The 16,520-nt window shown below is 61.0% G+C and carries 16 protein-coding genes; 6 read left to right on the plus strand and 10 right to left on the minus strand.

Features of this window, described 5'->3' with window-relative positions:
• Positions 1-668 precede the first annotated feature (668 nt).
• From CLAM6_RS17585 to argC, 5 genes are all read right to left on the minus strand, one after another.
• Positions 669-1,415 carry an amino acid ABC transporter ATP-binding protein gene (locus tag CLAM6_RS17585; protein WP_054556363.1) on the minus strand — a complete coding sequence of 249 codons (747 nt, stop codon included), beginning with the start codon at positions 1,413-1,415 and terminating at the stop codon, positions 669-671.
• A gap of 109 nt (positions 1,416-1,524) precedes the next feature.
• The gene (locus tag CLAM6_RS17590; protein WP_043331697.1) at positions 1,525-2,196 is read right to left on the minus strand and encodes an amino acid ABC transporter permease; all 672 of its coding nucleotides are present in this window, start codon (positions 2,194-2,196) and stop codon (positions 1,525-1,527) included.
• A gap of 150 nt (positions 2,197-2,346) precedes the next feature.
• Complete coding sequence (locus CLAM6_RS17595; RefSeq protein ID WP_153636727.1) at positions 2,347-3,108, minus strand: transporter substrate-binding domain-containing protein; 762 nt, start codon at positions 3,106-3,108, stop codon at positions 2,347-2,349.
• A gap of 252 nt (positions 3,109-3,360) precedes the next feature.
• Positions 3,361-3,714, minus strand: a complete 354-nt coding sequence (erpA, locus tag CLAM6_RS17600) for an iron-sulfur cluster insertion protein ErpA (RefSeq protein ID WP_043331693.1) — start codon at positions 3,712-3,714, stop codon at positions 3,361-3,363.
• Between the two features lie 147 nt (positions 3,715-3,861).
• Positions 3,862-4,905: an N-acetyl-gamma-glutamyl-phosphate reductase gene (gene argC / locus CLAM6_RS17605; RefSeq protein ID WP_054556364.1), complete on the minus strand. Its 1,044-nt coding sequence runs from the start codon at positions 4,903-4,905 to the stop codon at positions 3,862-3,864.
• Between the two features lie 253 nt (positions 4,906-5,158).
• On the opposite strand from argC, the gene CLAM6_RS17610 reads away from it, so the two are divergent.
• The 6 genes from CLAM6_RS17610 to CLAM6_RS17635 all read left to right on the plus strand — a co-directional run bounded on the left by CLAM6_RS17610 (position 5,159) and on the right by CLAM6_RS17635 (position 12,174).
• Entirely contained in the window at positions 5,159-6,910 is a 1,752-nt protein-coding gene (locus CLAM6_RS17610) for a chloride channel protein (RefSeq protein WP_153637018.1), read from the plus strand.
• Between the two features lie 168 nt (positions 6,911-7,078).
• Complete coding sequence (gene hemJ, locus CLAM6_RS17615; RefSeq protein WP_153636728.1) at positions 7,079-7,510, plus strand: protoporphyrinogen oxidase HemJ; 432 nt, start codon at positions 7,079-7,081, stop codon at positions 7,508-7,510.
• 14 nt (positions 7,511-7,524) lie between these two features.
• Positions 7,525-8,364 carry a bifunctional hydroxymethylpyrimidine kinase/phosphomethylpyrimidine kinase gene (gene thiD / locus CLAM6_RS17620; protein ID WP_153636729.1) on the plus strand — a complete coding sequence of 280 codons (840 nt, stop codon included), beginning with the start codon at positions 7,525-7,527 and terminating at the stop codon, positions 8,362-8,364.
• A 250-nt stretch (positions 8,365-8,614) separates the two neighbouring features.
• Entirely contained in the window at positions 8,615-9,907 is a 1,293-nt protein-coding gene (gene hemL, locus CLAM6_RS17625) for a glutamate-1-semialdehyde 2,1-aminomutase (RefSeq protein ID WP_043331681.1), read from the plus strand.
• A 211-nt stretch (positions 9,908-10,118) separates the two neighbouring features.
• A complete protein-coding gene (locus CLAM6_RS17630) occupies positions 10,119-11,639 on the plus strand; it encodes a bifunctional aminoglycoside phosphotransferase/ATP-binding protein (RefSeq protein WP_225347450.1) in 1,521 nt (506 codons plus the stop codon).
• A 124-nt stretch (positions 11,640-11,763) separates the two neighbouring features.
• On the plus strand, positions 11,764-12,174 hold the full coding sequence (locus CLAM6_RS17635; RefSeq protein ID WP_153636731.1) for a hypothetical protein: 411 nt from the start codon (positions 11,764-11,766) through the stop codon (positions 12,172-12,174).
• 150 nt (positions 12,175-12,324) lie between these two features.
• Here CLAM6_RS17635 and CLAM6_RS17640 read toward each other — a convergent pair whose 3' ends face one another.
• The 5 genes from CLAM6_RS17640 to CLAM6_RS17660 form a co-directional block, all read right to left on the minus strand.
• Positions 12,325-13,575, minus strand: coding sequence for a hypothetical protein (locus tag CLAM6_RS17640; protein ID WP_153636732.1), 1,251 nt, complete (start codon positions 13,573-13,575; stop codon positions 12,325-12,327).
• 244 nt (positions 13,576-13,819) lie between these two features.
• Positions 13,820-14,308, minus strand: coding sequence for a hypothetical protein (locus CLAM6_RS17645; RefSeq protein ID WP_153636733.1), 489 nt, complete (start codon positions 14,306-14,308; stop codon positions 13,820-13,822).
• A gap of 357 nt (positions 14,309-14,665) precedes the next feature.
• Positions 14,666-15,499, minus strand: a complete 834-nt coding sequence (locus tag CLAM6_RS17650; protein WP_043331673.1) for a CsgG/HfaB family protein — start codon at positions 15,497-15,499, stop codon at positions 14,666-14,668.
• A 27-nt stretch (positions 15,500-15,526) separates the two neighbouring features.
• A complete protein-coding gene (locus tag CLAM6_RS17655; protein WP_043331671.1) occupies positions 15,527-15,940 on the minus strand; it encodes a curli assembly protein CsgF in 414 nt (137 codons plus the stop codon).
• A 76-nt stretch (positions 15,941-16,016) separates the two neighbouring features.
• Positions 16,017-16,520, minus strand: coding sequence for a CsgE family curli-type amyloid fiber assembly protein (locus tag CLAM6_RS17660; protein ID WP_043331669.1), 504 nt, complete (start codon positions 16,518-16,520; stop codon positions 16,017-16,019).

The following is a 16,520-nucleotide window of genomic DNA, read 5'->3' on the forward strand; positions in this document are numbered from 1 at the left end:
GCCCTGCTGTGCACAAGTGGCGTTGTTACCCACAACCCCTAGTGCTGCATGGTCTGACGGCAAGAAGGCCGCGGATAATGCCGGAAAATGTCCACAGAGGCAAATGTCGATTTCCTGCGCTGCCCAAGGCTGTAGACAGTCATGGGATAAGTGGTGCGTGAATGGCTACAGCCCTCGCCAATGGTGCCAATGACGTTACACGCCCCAGCCTGTGGATACTTTTTCGCTTGTTTTGCCCGTGTCGGCCGCTGAGACTGCCTGAACGCTGTCCCAGCGGCTCACGGTGCACGTTATCCTCGTGTGGTTTTCCGGCTAGGCCCCTGATTTATCCCTGTTTTTCACACGCTAAAGCGACGCCTCAGCGAGGACTGCCAGGCGGGGAAAGCGTCATTCCTTCGAGCGCCAAGGCGTGTTTGCGTGACCTGGCAAGGGGATGGCCGGGGCCAAAAAAATTCGTTTTTTTCTTCTCGAAATGCCGACAGATGGCGCGGGGAGAGAAGATTTTTCATCGTTTGGCGATCCGCAGGGCTCGCGAGGGCCTCTGAGGACAAAAAAAATGCCCCGACCTGACGGTCGGGGCATGCCCGCTGCACGCATGGCAGCGGGTAGGGTCTTCACGTGCTCAACGCTTGTCTGACCAGTGGCTCAGCGAGCCTTGTGGAAGGCGCTCAGTGGGACAGTACGCGGGCCAGGAAGCTCTGGGTACGTGGATGTTGCGGCGTATCGAAGACCTGCTCTGGCGTGCCTTCCTCGACGATGCTGCCCTGATGGATGAACACCACCCGGTCTGCCACTTCACGGGCAAAACTCATTTCATGGGTGACGATCATCATCGTCATGCCTTCGCGGGCCAGCTTGCGCATGACATCGAGTACCTCGCCGATCATTTCCGGGTCCAGTGCCGAGGTGGGCTCATCGAACAGCATCAGGCGCGGTTCCATCGCCAATGAGCGGGCAATGGCCACGCGTTGCTGCTGGCCGCCGGAGAGTTGCCCCGGGTACTTGTCGGCCTGCTCGAGAATATTGACCCGCTCGAGCAGCGTATCGGCTTGCTGCTCGGCCGCCGGTCGTGAGGTGCCGCGCACCTTGATGGGGGCCAGGCTGACGTTGTCACGCACGCTCATGTGCGGGAAGAGGTTGAACTGCTGGAAGACCATGCCGACTTCGGTGCGTATCGCCTTGAGCGCCCTGTGGCTCTTGCCGTGGGGGATCAGCGAATGCCCATCCACCTCGATGTTGCCGTCCTGAAACTCTTCCAGGCCGTTCACGCAGCGAATCAGTGTCGACTTGCCGGAGCCACTGGCCCCGATGATCACCACCACCTCCCCCTGGGCGACCTCGAGCTCGATGTCCTTGAGGACATGCAGGCTGCCGAAATGCTTGTTGAGCTTGTGCATCTTCACGATGGCAGTCATGGGGCGCTCCGAACCGGCGCTGCATGCCGGAAGGTCGTCAGAGAAATGAGATCAGGCTGAAGGTGAGAGGGCGCGGCTATATCCGTCGCGCGTGGGGGGCAGAGAGACATCATTGGCCCACCAACCCGCGGCGCTCGAGCATCCGCAAGCCAAATGACAGGCTGAGGGTGATCACCAGATACAGCAGCGCGACCATGAAGTAGGTTTCCAGCGCATTGAAGGTCGTGGCGATGTAGATCTGCCCCTGACGCACCAGCTCACCGACGCCGATCACCGAGAACAGCGAGGTGTCCTTGATCGAGACGATGCCCTGGTTACCCAGCGCGGGAATCATGCGGCGCAGCGCCTGAGGCCAGATGACATAGCGGAAGGTCTGCGGGGTGGAGAGGCCGAGTGACAGGCCGGCTTCCCGCTGGCCACGGGCGATGGACTGCACGCCACCGCGCACGATTTCCGAGATATAGGCGGCCGAGTTCAAGGCGATCGCGGCGATGCCGGCGGTCAGGGCATCGATGGGGCCACCGATGATCTGCGGCAGGCCATAGAAGATGAAGAGCACCTGGACGAGCACCGGGGTGCCACGGAAGATCTCGATATAGGCGGTGGCGACCCAGCGCAGGATGCGGCTGGGAGACAGGCTCAGCAGTCCGAACAGGATGCCGAGCACGAAGCCGATGGCGAGGCCACCGAAGGAAATGGCGAGGGTCCAGGGAATGCCCTCGAGCAGGTAGGGCACCGAATTGAGTGCGGCCTGCCAATCAAACTGGAACTGAACGTCCACGGGGGGCTCCTTGGCACGAACCTCTCATGCGCTGCTGGGCGCGCCGGAGGTTCGAGACGACCGACATTCCGGCAGGCTGTCGCTGCCGAAATGTCGTGATGATGATCTGCACTACGCGACGTGGGGTGTCTGAGGCGAGTCGAAAGCGGCTTACTGGCTGTCGCCGGGCATGGCGCCGAACCATTTCTGGTAGATCTCGGCATAGCTGCCATCGGACTTCATCTCGGCCAGCGCCTTGTTGGCGGCCTCGGTCCACTCGCTGCCTTCGGTGAAGGCGATGCCGTATTGCTGGCCCTCATAGAGCGGCCCCACCGTCTTGACGCGTCCATTGCCCTTGGTCTTGGCGAAGTAGCCGACGTTGGGGGCATCGTAGAAGACGGCATCGACGCTGCCGGATATCAGGGCCATGTACATGTCGGCGCTGCCCGGGTAAGGCGTGATGGTGGAGTCACCAAGGTTGGCGGTGAGGTAGTCGTAACTGGTGGAGCCGATCTTGGTGCCGATCTTCTTGCCTTCCAGGCCCTCGATATCCTCGATGTCGCCGTTGTTGGCCGAGGTCAGAATCTGCAGGCCGGAGTCATAGTAGGGATCGGTGAAGTCGACGATCTTCTCGCGCGCCTCGGTGATGGTGATGCCGGCGATGGCGACATCGACACTACCGGTCTGTACGGCCGGGATGATGCCATTGAAGTCCATGGTCTTGAGGTCGATATCGAAGCCGGCGCGCTCGCCGATGGCATTGAGGATGTCGATATCGAAGCCGACCATCTCGCCGCTTTCCTGGTCGAGCATCTCGAAGGGCACGAAGCTCGGGTCGGTCGCCGCCTTGAGGGTGACGGCATGGGCAGCGCTGGCCATGAAGGTGGCGGCCGCGAGGCCAGAGAGAGAGGCCAGCAGGTGAGATCTGCGCATTTTACATTCCTCTTTATATTTAGATTTTAGGATGTATAGCGTTTTTAGATTGACGAGCACACCGGACCCCGTCAAGTCTCCCGCTGCTGCCATGCGGCGAAGGGAAGCTTGCAAGCCACTGAGATGACGAAAAAAAAATCGCCCCCTACCGGGAACCGGTAGGGGGCGATCAGGCGCCAGCAAGACGCCAATGTCGTGTGCGGGCCTGTCAGCCCTCCCTGGTCAGACGCTCCCTGGTCAGACCCTCAATGATCAGACCATGAAGGAAGACCCGCAGCCACAGGTGCTGGTGGCATTGGGGTTCTGGATCATGAAGCGGGCGCCCGCCAGACCTTCCTCATAGTCGATCGTCGAGCCGACCAGATACTGGTAGGACAGCGGGTCGATCACGATGGCGGCTTCGCCCAGCTCGACCACGGTGTCGTCATCGGCCAGATCGGTGGCGATATCGAAACCGTACTGGAAGCCGGAACAGCCGCCGCCAGTGACGTAGACCCTGAGACGCAGCTCCGGGTTGGCTTCTTCCGCGCGCAGCGCTGCAATCCGGGCACTGGCGCGCTCGGACAGGTACAACGGCGTGGGGATGAAGCTTTGTGCTTCGCTCATGCGGGCCTCCTGGAAGGAGTCGGAGGCCGGACGCTGGAGACAGCGCCCGGCACGGTATAGAGAACGGAATGACGCCTATTATCCCTATATCCGAGCAAAAGGGTCAACTTTGTCTGACGTGCTGCCTTGCGGGCGTACGCTGGCGGTTCAGGGCATCATCGCCGGCGCGCCGATCCCCATCATCTCATCGAGACCGAACATCAGGTTGAGGTTCTGGATGGCCTGACCTGATGCGCCCTTGACCAGGTTGTCGATCACCGACAGCACCACCAGGGTGTCGCCGTTGCCCGGACGATGCAGGGCGATGCGGCACAGGTTGGTGCCACGCACGCTGCGCGTCTCCGGATGGCTGCCCAGCGGCATGACATCGACGGCGGGGTGATCGGCGTAGCGCTGCTCGAACAGCGCCTGCAGATCTTCCAGCGTGCCGCTGAAGCCGCTCAGACGCGGATAGAGGGTGGAGTGGATGCCGCGGATCATCGGCGTCAGGTGCGGGACGAAGGTCAGGCCGACCGCGCTGCCGGCTGCCAGGTCCAGCCCCTGGGTGATTTCCGGCAGGTGACGATGGCCGGAGGCGCCGTAGGCCTTCATGGACTCGCCGGCTTCACACAGCAGCGAGCCGACCTTGGCACCGCGACCCGCGCCGGAGACGGCGGACTTGCAGTCGGCGATGATGTTGTCGGTCTCGATCAGGCCAGCTTCCAGCAGCGGGATCAGCCCCAGCTGCACGGAGGTCGGGTAGCAGCCCGGCACCGCGATCAGGCGCGCTTCGCGGATGGCATCGCGATTGACTTCCGGCAGGCCGTAGACGGCCTCGCCGAGCAGCTCGGGCGCGCCATGCGGCTGGCCATACCACTCGGCCCAGACGTCGGCGTCCTTGATGCGGAAGTCCGCGGACAGGTCGATGACACGCGTGCCGCGTGCCAGCAGATCGCCGGCCAGGGCGTGAGCGACACCGTGAGGCGTGGCGAAGAATACGGCGTCACAGGCGGCCAGCACCTCGGCATCCGGCTCGCTGAACGCGAGGGTGTCGTAGTGGCCGCGCAGATTGGGGTACATCTCGTCGACACGCACGCCCTTCTCGCTTCGCGAGGTGATCACGGTCACTTCCACCTGCGGGTGGCTGGCCAGGAGCCTGAGGAGTTCCACTCCGGTGTAACCGGTGCCGCCGACGATACCTACCTTGATCATGCTGCCTCCCCGCCTTCGGGCGGTGTCCTGTTGATGCGAGATGTAATCTTGTGTCCGATCTGCTGCTGCGACCTTTGGTGGCCTGTGCGCGAGACAGGCGTTGCGCCATGCTGTGCCGAGGTTGTCGGATTGCGCACGGTCGCGACGGTTCGCAATCGATATGATACACAGGTGTCAGGCGGGCAGTAATGCGCTGCCGACATGGATGTCCTCTGTCATTGCCAGTGCCTTCAAGGAGTCGTGAGTGTCACGCCTGACGCGTCCGCATCTGCCTCGTCCCAGTCTCGACAATTTTCGGCGCAAGCTGGCGGCGGTCGATGCACTCCCGCAACTGTGTCTGCTGGGGCTGGTGGCAGGGCTGCTGACCGGCTCATTGATGGTCGGTTTCCGCCTGCTGTTGAGCGCCGGTGCCCTGGGCTTCATGCCCGATGACAATCCGGAGAACTTCGAGGGGCTTGCCCCCTGGGTGCGCGCCTCGCTGCCGCTGCTGGCGGTGCTGGTGATCGGCATCGTGCTGGGGCGACAGCATCCGGCGCAGCGCAAGCTGGGCATCGGTCATGTCATCGAGCGCCTGACCTACCATCAGGGCAAGATGCCGCTGCGTGCCTGGCTCAATCAGGTCGTGGTCGGGGTCGTGAGCGTGCTCGGCGGTCTGTCGGCGGGACGTGAAGGCCCGGCGATCCACCTGGGCGCCGGCGCCTCGAGCTGGATCGGCGAGCGCCTCAAGCTGCCCAACAACAGCCTGCGCGTGCTGGTCGCCTGTGGCACCGCGGCGGGCATCTCCGCCTCCTTCAATACGCCGATCGCAGGGGTCATCTTCGCCATGGAAGTGGTGATGATGGAGTACACCCTGATAGGCTTCATGCCGGTGATTCTGGCCTCGACCACCGGCGCGGTGGTCACGCAGATGGTCTACGGCTCGGCGCCGGCCTTCGCGGTGCCGTCTCTGCTGCTGCATTCCCTGCTCGACCTGCCCTGGGTCATCGTCACGGCGCTGGTCATCGGCCTGCTGGCGGGGGGCTTCGTGCATCTGGCGCGTCAGCAGGCGCGCGTGGCACACCTGTCATGGGGGATGCGCATGGCGCTGGTCGGGGTCTCGACGGCCGCCGTGGCGTGGTGGTATCCCCAGGTGCAAGGCATCGGCTATGACAGCCTGGCCCAGTTGCTCGACGGCCAGCTGGCGCTGGATATCCTGTTGGCGCTGGTGATCGGCAAGCTGGTGCTGTCGGCACTATGCGTGGCCTGTGGCGTGCCGATCGGCATCATCGGCCCGGTGGTGGTGGCGGGCGCCGCTGCCGGGGCCTTGATGGGCATGTTGGGCGGCTGGCTGTTGCCGGACCAGGCCTCGGACATCGCGCTTTACGCCCTGCTCGGCATGGCGGCGATGATGGGCGCGGTGCTTCAGGCGCCACTGGCCGCCCTGATGGCACTGCTCGAATTGACGCATTCGCCGAATATCATCCTGCCCGGCATGCTGGCGGTGGTGGTGGCAGGCCTGACCTGTCGCCAGCTGTGCCATTGCCAGGGCTTCTTCATCTCGACGCTGACGGCGCAGGGCCTGCATCCGCTCCAGCAGCCATTGATGCAGGCGCTGTCGCGGGTGGCGGTGCCGGCGGTGATGGAGCGCTCGCTGGTCAGCGTGCCGCGCCGCATCACGCGTGAACGTGCTCGCGCCCTGCTCGACAGCAAGCCGGTCTGGCTGGTGGTCACGCGCTCGACGCCGGAAAAGCCGATGGTCGCGCTGCCGGCGGCGGATCTGGTGCGTGTGCTGATGGATGAGCACTGGCGGGAGCAGGAGGAGCTCGACCTGCTCGAGATCCCCGCTCAGCGTCTGGATCTCGCGCCCATCCACCTGCAGGCTACCTTGTCCGAGGCCTATGAGCGGCTGCTGCCCAGCGATGTCGATGCCCTCTATGTCGAGCACACCACGGCACCGATGATTCGCAAGATTTCAGGTATCATCACGCGGGATGCAATAGAGAGCTACTATCGCTATACGCCCTGAAGCGTGGCGTGGCACCTGCTTCTCAGGCGTGAATTCGCTCTGCGCGCGCCTGCCGCGACCGCATACCGCATGGGCCTTGGCGGTGCCACATGCCATCGTGGCGATCCGATTGCATCATCCGCGCGTCCACTTTCTGACCTTCCCGACCCTGACTGACGGAGCTCCCTCATGTATCTGTGGATCAAGGCTTTCCATCTGATTGCCGTAGTGTGCTGGTTTGCTGCCCTCTTCTATCTGCCCCGGCTGTACGTCTATCACGCCCAGGCGCGTGATGCCGGCGACCACAAGGCCATCGAGTACTTCAAGACCATGGAGCGCAAGCTCTATCGCGGCATCATGATGCCGTCGATGATCGCGACCCTGGTGCTGGGGATCTGGCTGCTGGCGCTGGTGCCGAGCTTCATGAGCATGGGCTGGATGCACCTCAAGCTGACCATAGTCGTGTTGCTGGTCGGCTATCACCATGCCTGTGGCCTGTATCTGAAGCAGTTCGCCACCGACACCTGCAAGAGAACCTCGCGCTATTTCCGCTTCTTCAATGAAGTGCCGGTGCTGATGCTGGTGGTGATCGTCATCTGCGTCATCGTCAAACCGTTCTGAGGGATGGTTCAGCCATGACCGAGTGCTCAGCGCAACTGCCCTACGTGCTGGTATTGGCGGGGCATGATCCCAGTGGCGGCGCGGGTCTGATCGCCGACAGCGAGGCGATCCGCGCCGGTGGCGGCTGGGCGCTGACGGTGCCGACGGCACTGACGGTGCAGAACTCCTGCAATGTGCAGGCGGTGATCCCGCAATCGGGCGAGTCGATGCTCGCCATGGCCCGCACCCTGTGTGAGGACTTCCGCCCGGGCGCGCTCAAGATCGGTCTGCTCGCCAGCGAAGCGGCGCTCACGGCGTGCGTGACGCTGATCGAGGAACTCCAGCAGCGCTGGCCGGGGCTGCCCGTGGTGTGGGACCCGGTGCTCAAGGCGGGCGGCGGGCTGGAGCTTTCCACCGAGTCGCTGATCCATCAGGCGCGTGAGAGCTTGCTGCCGCATGTGGATGTGCTCACGCCCAACCGCGCGGAGCTTGCGCGGCTGGCGGCCTGCCCCACGGGGACGGGCGACGGCCGACTTGCCGAGCATCTGCTGGCGGCAGGTGCCGGGGCCGTGCTGGTCACCGGTACTGATCCTGTCGAGCGCGATACTGATTCGCTGGCTGAGCCGTCGGTGATCCATCGTCTGTATCGCCGTGACCACGCCACGCTCGCACTGGACTGCCCGCGACTGACGGGCAGCTTCCATGGCAGCGGCTGCACGCTGGCCTCGCACCTGGCGGTGCGTCTGGCGCGCGGCATGGCGTTGCCATCGGCATGGCAGGCTGCCCAGCAGGCCACCTGGCAGAGTCTCGTCGATGGCCAGCAGCGTGGGCGAAAAGGCGCGCTACCTGAGGCCCAGTTTCTGCCCTGGCGATAGCGCTATTGCCCCTTTCGATGCCGGCACCCCTTGCGCTCGCGCGGCTGCAACTCACCCGTGAGTCGCGTTAAGCTGTCGCCATCGATGGCATTCGGGTTATCCACACCCCCTTGCCGCCCCGAGGCTATCGGGCCGTTTCATCGCCTGTGGACAAGCTGCATTCACGTTATCCACAGCGTCTTTGTGTCTGATCCCCCTTTTCTCCATTTTCGCGGCCGATGGCCGCTCGCCGCTTATCAAGAGGTATGTCATGACCACGTCCGCTGCCCAGTTCGAACGCGCCAGCCGTCATATTCCAGGTGGCGTCAATTCGCCGGTCCGCGCCTTCAAGGGGCTGCATCGTCCGCCGGTGTTCATCGACCATGCCAAGGGCGCGTATCTGTTCGATGTGGAGAACACGCGCTATATCGATTACGTCGGTTCCTGGGGGCCGATGATCACCGGCCACGCCGATGAAGATGTGCTCAGCGCCGTGCGCGAGCGTCTCGAGAGTGGTCTGTCCTTCGGTGCGCCCACCGAGATCGAGTCCGAGATGGCCGAGCTGATCTGCGAGATGCTGCCGAGCCTCGACATGGTGCGCATGACCAACTCCGGCACCGAAGCCACCATGTCGGCGATCCGCCTGGCGCGGGGTTTCACCGGCCGCGACAAGATCGTCAAGTTCGAGGGTAACTATCACGGTCACTCCGACTCGCTGCTGGTCAAGGCCGGCTCCGGCGCGCTGACCCATGGCGAGCCCAGCTCCCCGGGCGTGCCGGCCTCGCTGGCCGAGCACACCATCACGCTGGACTACAACGACGCCGAGGGCGTGCGTCGTTGCTTCGCCGAGCTGGGTGACGAGATCGCCTGTATCATCGTCGAGCCGGTCGCCGGCAACATGAACTGCATCCCGCCGGTTCCGGGCTTCCTCGAAAGCCTGCGTGAAGTGTGCGATGCCCACGGCAGCGTGCTGATCCTCGATGAGGTGATGACGGGCTTCCGTGTCGCCCTGGGTGGCGCTCAGGCGCATTACGGCATCACGCCGGACCTGACCTGCCTGGGCAAGATCGTCGGCGGCGGCATGCCGGTGGGTGCCTTCGGCGGCAAGCGCGAGATCATGCACCACCTCTCGCCGCTGGGGCCGGTCTACCAGGCCGGGACGCTGGCAGGCAATCCGCTGGCGATGGCCGCTGGTGTCGCGCTGCTGCGCAAGCTCAAGGCGCCCGGCTTCCACGCCGAGCTTTCACGCAAGGTCGAGATGCTGTGTGAAGGCCTGGAAAGCCGTGCCAAGGCGGCAGGCATCCGTCTGATTACCCAGCATGCCGGTGGCATGTTCGGTGTCTTCTTCACCGATGACGCAGAGGTCAGCAATTTCGCCTCCGCCACGCGCTGCCGTCAGCAGGATTTCGTGACCTTCTTCAACGCGATGCTCGCCGAAGGTGTCTATCTGGCGCCGTCCGCCTATGAAGCCGGCTTCATGTCCGCGGCGCATACCGATGCTGATATCCAGGCCACGCTGGATGCGGCCGAGCGGGTCTTTGCGCAGATGTCCGCATCGAACTGAGTGCGACGCAAGACAGTACCTGAGTCCGCGGGTTGGCCAACGCAGACAGGAACCCGCTCGGCAGGCTGCCGGGCGGGCTGCCATCCGGTACACTTGTCGCCAACGATAGCGATTGCGCTAATGACCTTATAGCCAGCTTGCCTTAGCGGAGATGACCTTGAGCCAGGCCTTGATTCGAGCCCTTCACACAGCCGATTGCTTCGATCACCCCGTGAAGGATATCGAAGTGCACGAGACGCATATCTCGTGGATCGTGCTGACCGGCGACTACGCCTACAAGATCAAGAAGCCGCTGGATTTCGGCAGCTTCCTGGATTTCTCGACCCTTGAGCGCCGCAAGCTCCTGTGTGAACAGGAAGTGCGCCTCAACCGCCGTCTGGCACCGACGCTGTACCTGGATACCGTGGCGATCTCGGGCACGCCCGAGGCTCCGCGCATCGGAGACGACAGTGCTGTCTTCGAGTACGCGGTCAAGATGCGCCAATTCTCCAATCGCCATCTGTTCAGCGCCCTGCAGGCCAGTGGCGAGCTGTCGCTGGAATTGCTGGACGATCTGGTCGACCAGCTGGTGGCCTTCCACGAGCAGGCCGAGCGCATCCAGGGCGATAGCGAGCTGGGTAGCCCGCAGATGGTCAGTCGTACCATCGACAACGAGTTCGAGCTGATTCGTCCGCGCCTCGGTGATGATGCCGAGGCCATCAAGCGACTCGCGCTGCTCAAGCAGTGGACCGAAGAGACCTTCCAGCGCCTCAATCCCGAGTTCGAGCGTCGCTGGCAGGAAGGCTTCGTGCGTGAGACTCATGGCGATATCCATCTGGGTAACGCCGTGCGCCATGAAGGCCGTGCCCTGCTGTTTGACGGCATCGAGTTCAATGAAGAATTGCGCTGGAATGATGTCGGTTGTGACCTGGCCTTCCTGGTGATGGATCTCGAAGCGCGTGATGAGCAGGCCTTTGCCCATCATGCGCTCAACCGTTATCTCGAGCTCTCCGGCGATTACTCGCTGGTGCGTCTGCTGCCGTACTACAAGATCTATCGCGCACTGATCCGGGCCAAGGTGGCGATGATTCGCTATCACCAGCCTGACCTGTGTGAAGCGGATCGCGCCGATGTGCTGGCCGAGTACGAGCGCTATATCGGGCTGGCGGAGCGCTATAGCGAGATCCGCTTCCCTTACATGATCATCGGTGTGGGTGTCTCCGGCAGTGGCAAGAGTCGCTTCACCGAAGAGATGGTGCGTGAACTGGGCGGTGTACGCATTCGCAGCGATGTGGAGCGCAAGCGTCTGTATGGCTTTGCGGCGGATGCCGATACCGAGTCCGGGCTCAATGGCGGCATCTATACCCCCCAGGCCACCCATGCGACCTACGAGCGACTCTCGAATCTGTCAGCCACGCTGCTGGAATCGGGCATCCCCGTCTGCATCGATGCCACCTGCCTGAAGAAGGTGCAGCGTGATCGTCTGCGTCATGAGGCAGAAGCCCGTGGCCTGCCGGTGCTGATGATCAGCTTCGAGGCCGATGACGAGACGCTGCGCAAGCGCATCATCAAGCGTAGTCAGCGCAGTGGCGAGGCTTCCGAAGCGGGTCTGGAAGTGCTCGACAAGCAATTGGCCAATCGCGAGCCATTTGCGCCAGAAGAGCATGGTCAGCTGGTCCATATCGACACGACAGCGCCCAACGCCAATGTCACCTTGGCTCGCCTGATTCGTGAGCAGCTCAGGCTGCATTGAGACGAGCGATCGTTGTCATGGGGCATGGCGGAATGACCGCCATGCCCTTTTTTGTATTGCATAGTGCGCTCCCGAGTGAGCCTTGGCTTTGGTTGGGAAGCTATGCATCTGGAAAGGAAATATCATGCGCCAACAATGCGTAAATACCGCCGCCGCTGCCATCAGTCTGGCACTGCTCGCGGGCTGCTCCAGCCAGCCGACAACCGCTGATCTCATGCGCGGTCAGGCTGAGGAAGCCAAGGCCGTCGCCAAGGTGCGTGATCAGCTGGCCGATAATTGGGAGAGCGGCAAGTCTCTGGTGGCCGCGGGTGAGAAGCAGATCGTCAGTGGTGAGAATCTGGTCAATGATGGCGAATCCAATATCGCCAAGGGCCAGGCGCTGATCGACAAGGGCAATGGTCAGATCAAGAAGGGCAAGGCGCGGATCGCCAGCGGTAAAAAGCAGGTCAGCAAGGGCCGTCAGATGGTGGATGAAAGCCTTGAGAGTTATCGCAAGTCCTTCCCGGAGAATGTCGTGACACCGCCAAAGAAGTAACTTGCCGCTGCGATAGATGTTTCGCGGCTGGTACTGGAAGGCCGCTGACAACCCTGTCAGCGGCCTTTTTCATTATGGGGATCCACCGAGCGGAAAAACGAAAAACCCCGCTTGCGCGGGGTTCTGTAAGACATCCTGGCTGGGGCGTGATCAGTACTGCATCACGTTGGCTACGTTGCCACCGCCAGTCTGGGTGATGGTGGAAGAGTTGGTGAAACCAGTCTGCGTCACATTGGCAGTATTCGGCGCAAAGCTCATGAAGCCGCCAGCCTGCTGCAGAATGGTGGATTCGTTATGTCCGCCTACCTGCAGCACGGTCGCACTGTCGTTGTAACCGGTCTGGGTAATATAGGACTCGTTATCAACCGCCCAAACCTGCGTGACATTGGCATCGTTGTTGAAGCCGCTTTGCTCAGTCATGGCCAGATTGCCCAGGCCAGCCTGCTTGATATCAGAATCATTGAAGGCACCGCTCTGAATGACCATGCTACGGTTACCGTAACCGTACTGGTCTATCTCGGAGTCATTGTGGAAGTCAGACTGAGATACGCTGGCACGGTTGTAGCCACCCGCCTGATTGATATCGGAATCGTGTGACTTGTCGCTTTGCATGACACGAGCTCGCTGATGCTTGCCGGATTGTGCGATGTCCGAGTCACTGAAGGCCCCCGTCTGCATGACACGTGCCTTGCTGTACTTCCCGCTCTGTAACACGCTGGAGTCATGGTAGATGCCGCTCTGGCTGACGGAAGCGACGTTGTAGTCACCGCTCTGTTCGACATCCGAATCATGGCCGAGGCCCATCTGGGTCACGGTCGCTTTCTCGTGACTACCGCTTTGCGTGGCAATGGACGAGTTGAAGGCGCCTGTCTGGGTCACGGTCAACTCATTGAAACGACCACTTGAGTTCGGGCCGCTATCGCCTTGCTTGGAGACGGAGTTGTTGCGCAGGCCTTCCTGGGTGATGGTGGCCGTGTTCTTGAAGCTTTTCTGGTCGACATCAGCGTGGTTGCGGCGGCCATCCTGGTAGACAGTTGCTATCTGTGCCTGCCCCCTCTGCAGGACATCCGCCATATTGGCCAGGCCTTGCTGGTTGACACTGGCAATGCTCGCGACGCCGCTCTGGTAGACAGTGGCGCCGTTGAAGGCCCCTGTCTGGTCAATATCACTGGTATGCTCTCCGGCGTTGAACGGGTTTCCATTGCGATCACCTTGGGTGACCGTCGCGCCATTGGCGAAACCGGTCTGATCGATGTCGGAAGCATTGTCCACTGCCATCGCATGTGAAGAGAAAGCGACAGCGGCAGCCAGCAAGCTCATTTGGATTTTCATGGTTTGTTCCCTTGTGTAGATCGTTTTTTGAGTTGTGTTTTTATTATTGATTTTCTTCTGGTCGTGCATCCCCTGACATGATGACGGTCTGGTTTTTCGTGATCCGCGACATCATGTTGTACTGCTACTGCTCTTTTGTGCCCTTTCCAGAAGGTTGTGTTCGTCATGCAGGACTTTTGACTACATGAAAGCGAGAACACCTCCTGGCTAAGCAAAATCCATATTGTCGATTCGACGAAAGCGAATATTCAGCCACCACCTTCACAAGCATCATCGTCATAGAGCGATGTCATGCGAGCCATCGTGGTAAAGATCACTGTTGTATGACCTGGACACGCATATGGCCCCGTGAATATTGAGTGATACTTGCCGGTACCTGACTACTGGCCTGTTGTAGAAGCGTGGCGCTTCCCCCGATGCCTGTCTGCTGAATGCTGGCGCTTTGCCCAACACCTTGCTGAATGATCAGCGCATCATGATATTGGCCATGCTGAAGAATGCTGGCTTCATGCAGGGCACCCTCTTGCAGCGTGTATGCCGTGTTTCCATTGCCATATTGATCGACACCTGCTTCATTCAGGGCACCGCTCTGGTCAATCAATGAGGCGTTGCCATTGCCATGCTGAGCGATCATCGCTGTGTTGTACGTGCCAGATTGCTCGATGACGGCCACTGAGTGGCTGCTTCCCAATTCGGAGGTGGTCGCCAGGTCATTGGCCAACACCCACAAGCTGAATGTCAGTGATGAGAAGAAAAGGCAGGCCTGTAGCATTCTTCTTTGTTGATGCTTTGCCGAAGCCATGGCGTGAGTCCATCCAGGTGACCGTCTAAGTGCTCTAACTATTGGTCTTTATCGAGGCCATCACCATCAGTCCTTTTCGGGTTTATGAGGGCTAGAGCTTGCTACTTATAATGTCTTGCCCAATAGCGGTGAGTAATGACAAAGGGTGGCCAGATTTTCAGCACCGTTCAGGGAGGTATTACTGTTGACGGTATTAGGCGCATGATATTTCATGCTTTGTTGTTTTATTTATTTCTTATGTTTTGCGCAGACACGAAAAAAGGCAGCCACCTCTTGTGAGGTGACTGCCTTTTGAGGGAAAGATAAACACCGCGAATACCAAGATGCTCTCTACGGGGTCTTGAATGTGGGCTGGCTCTACAACATCGGGGTCGGGGCTTGCAGGTAATCCATCAGCTCTGATGTCTGAAGGCTGTCCGGGTCCTGGAGAACCCAGAGCTGGCGTTCGACGCCTTGCGCAATCAAGTGAATCACGGCAGATTCGATGGCGGACATGACCGCCATCTGTACGGGTTCATTGCTGGTATACCCCGCTTCCATCTCCAGCAAGCGACTGAAATCGATGAAGCGATAGACGCCCGCCCTCAGCTCGCGTGAGTAGATCGTCTTGCTGGTATTGACGTTGGCGATGACCTGCCCCGTGGTGATATCGACAGCGCGCAGATTGACCGTCACCTGGTCCACCTGATACTGACCAGAGGCGCCGATCCCGAAGTATTCCGCGCCCGCCCCGCCTGTTCTGACATTGGAGTCAAAGGCAATGATGCCACCCTCGAACAGCAGGTTGGCGGCTTGCAACGCGGCAAGATCATTCTGTCCCGTGCGCTCCATGTTGGCGCGGATGATCTTGCGCTCTGTCAGCAGGTTCTGCAGTCCCACGCGCTCGAGTGGGATGAACCAGCCGGAGTCCGACAATGCGGCGCTCAGCATGGCGGCGCCACCCTGGGTGACCGCCGTAGAGAAGGTACTGGCAGGGGCAGGCCGGTACTGGCCCGTCTGGTCACGGAAGTCATAGATGGCGACCGGAATACGCCCGGCGGGAGGCGGCAGACTGATCAGGTCTTGATAGGTGGCGGTTCTTGGCATCAAGGTGCTGGGCACCCCTTCAAGACCCTGGGTATTGGCGACCATCGGCGCACAGCCTGCAAGCGCCAGGCTGGCAACGGCCAGCATGGGAGTGAGTATCTTCATTGGACGAAACCCTTCATCAGTAGCGGATCAGAATGTATTGCCTGATGTGCCGAGGTTGATGACGGTGGTTTCACCTGTGGCGCGGTCAAGCACCTGCATGGAGAAACCGCCATTGCCGTTGCTGACCACTTCAATGCGCAGCTGCGCACTGTCGATCACGCTGGAACGGCCGGGTTCCGTAGCTTCTACGGCGTCGGTGATGGCATCAGAGACCAGGCTGTTGCGCAGGTCATTGATGAAGATTTCGGTATCGGAGAGGCTATCGAAAGAGTAGGCATCAGGATCCTCATGGGTGTCCTGGGCCTGGGCCTTGCCAAGCAGGTAGCTGCCATTGAGAGGGTTGCCACCGAAACTCGGGTTGATGGGCTGATAGATGAGTTCACCGGCATATAGCGGCATCGCCGACAACAGCAACGACACCGCGAGTGTCTGATGCTTCATGATGTTCCCCTGTTCCCTTGCGTATTGTCAGGGTCTCCGTGTCCGGAGCCCATTTATTATGTCGGTCTTCAATACATCAGAATTCGTCACCGGCCATGTCCGGGTCGTTGCGCAGGGCTTCCATGACCTTGCGACGCAGGAACTGGTCGGAGACGCTTGATACAGCGGCGCTGGCGTACATATCCACGTCATTAAGGCGCGGAGGGAGCGTCGCTTCATACAGAACGTTGTTGCCTTCGGTGATCCAGATGAGGCTGCCCCAGCGTGCTGAGGGGCGTTCATGGATGCTGAGGGATGTGTTGCGGATGGCTGGGCTATCGAGGCGTTGCTGGCTGAACTGGCGGAAGAAGGTCTTGCCGATCATGGTCATGGTGCGATCGATCATCACGCCGCTGAGACCGTCGGAGAGCGTGGGACGAGTGCGCTGGATGGCGACCCCATCTTCCCCCTGACGGCGAGCCTGCTGCTCTTCACTGGCAACGGATACCTCGGGTCGCACCGCCTCCGGCGCGGATTGCGCGAAGGCGGGCGACAGACTGAAGCATGTCAGTCCCCAGGCGACCACCTGGCGGCTTGTCAT

Source organism: Cobetia sp. AM6 (assembly GCF_009617955.1).
Lineage (GTDB): Bacteria > Pseudomonadota > Gammaproteobacteria > Pseudomonadales > Halomonadaceae > Cobetia > Cobetia amphilecti.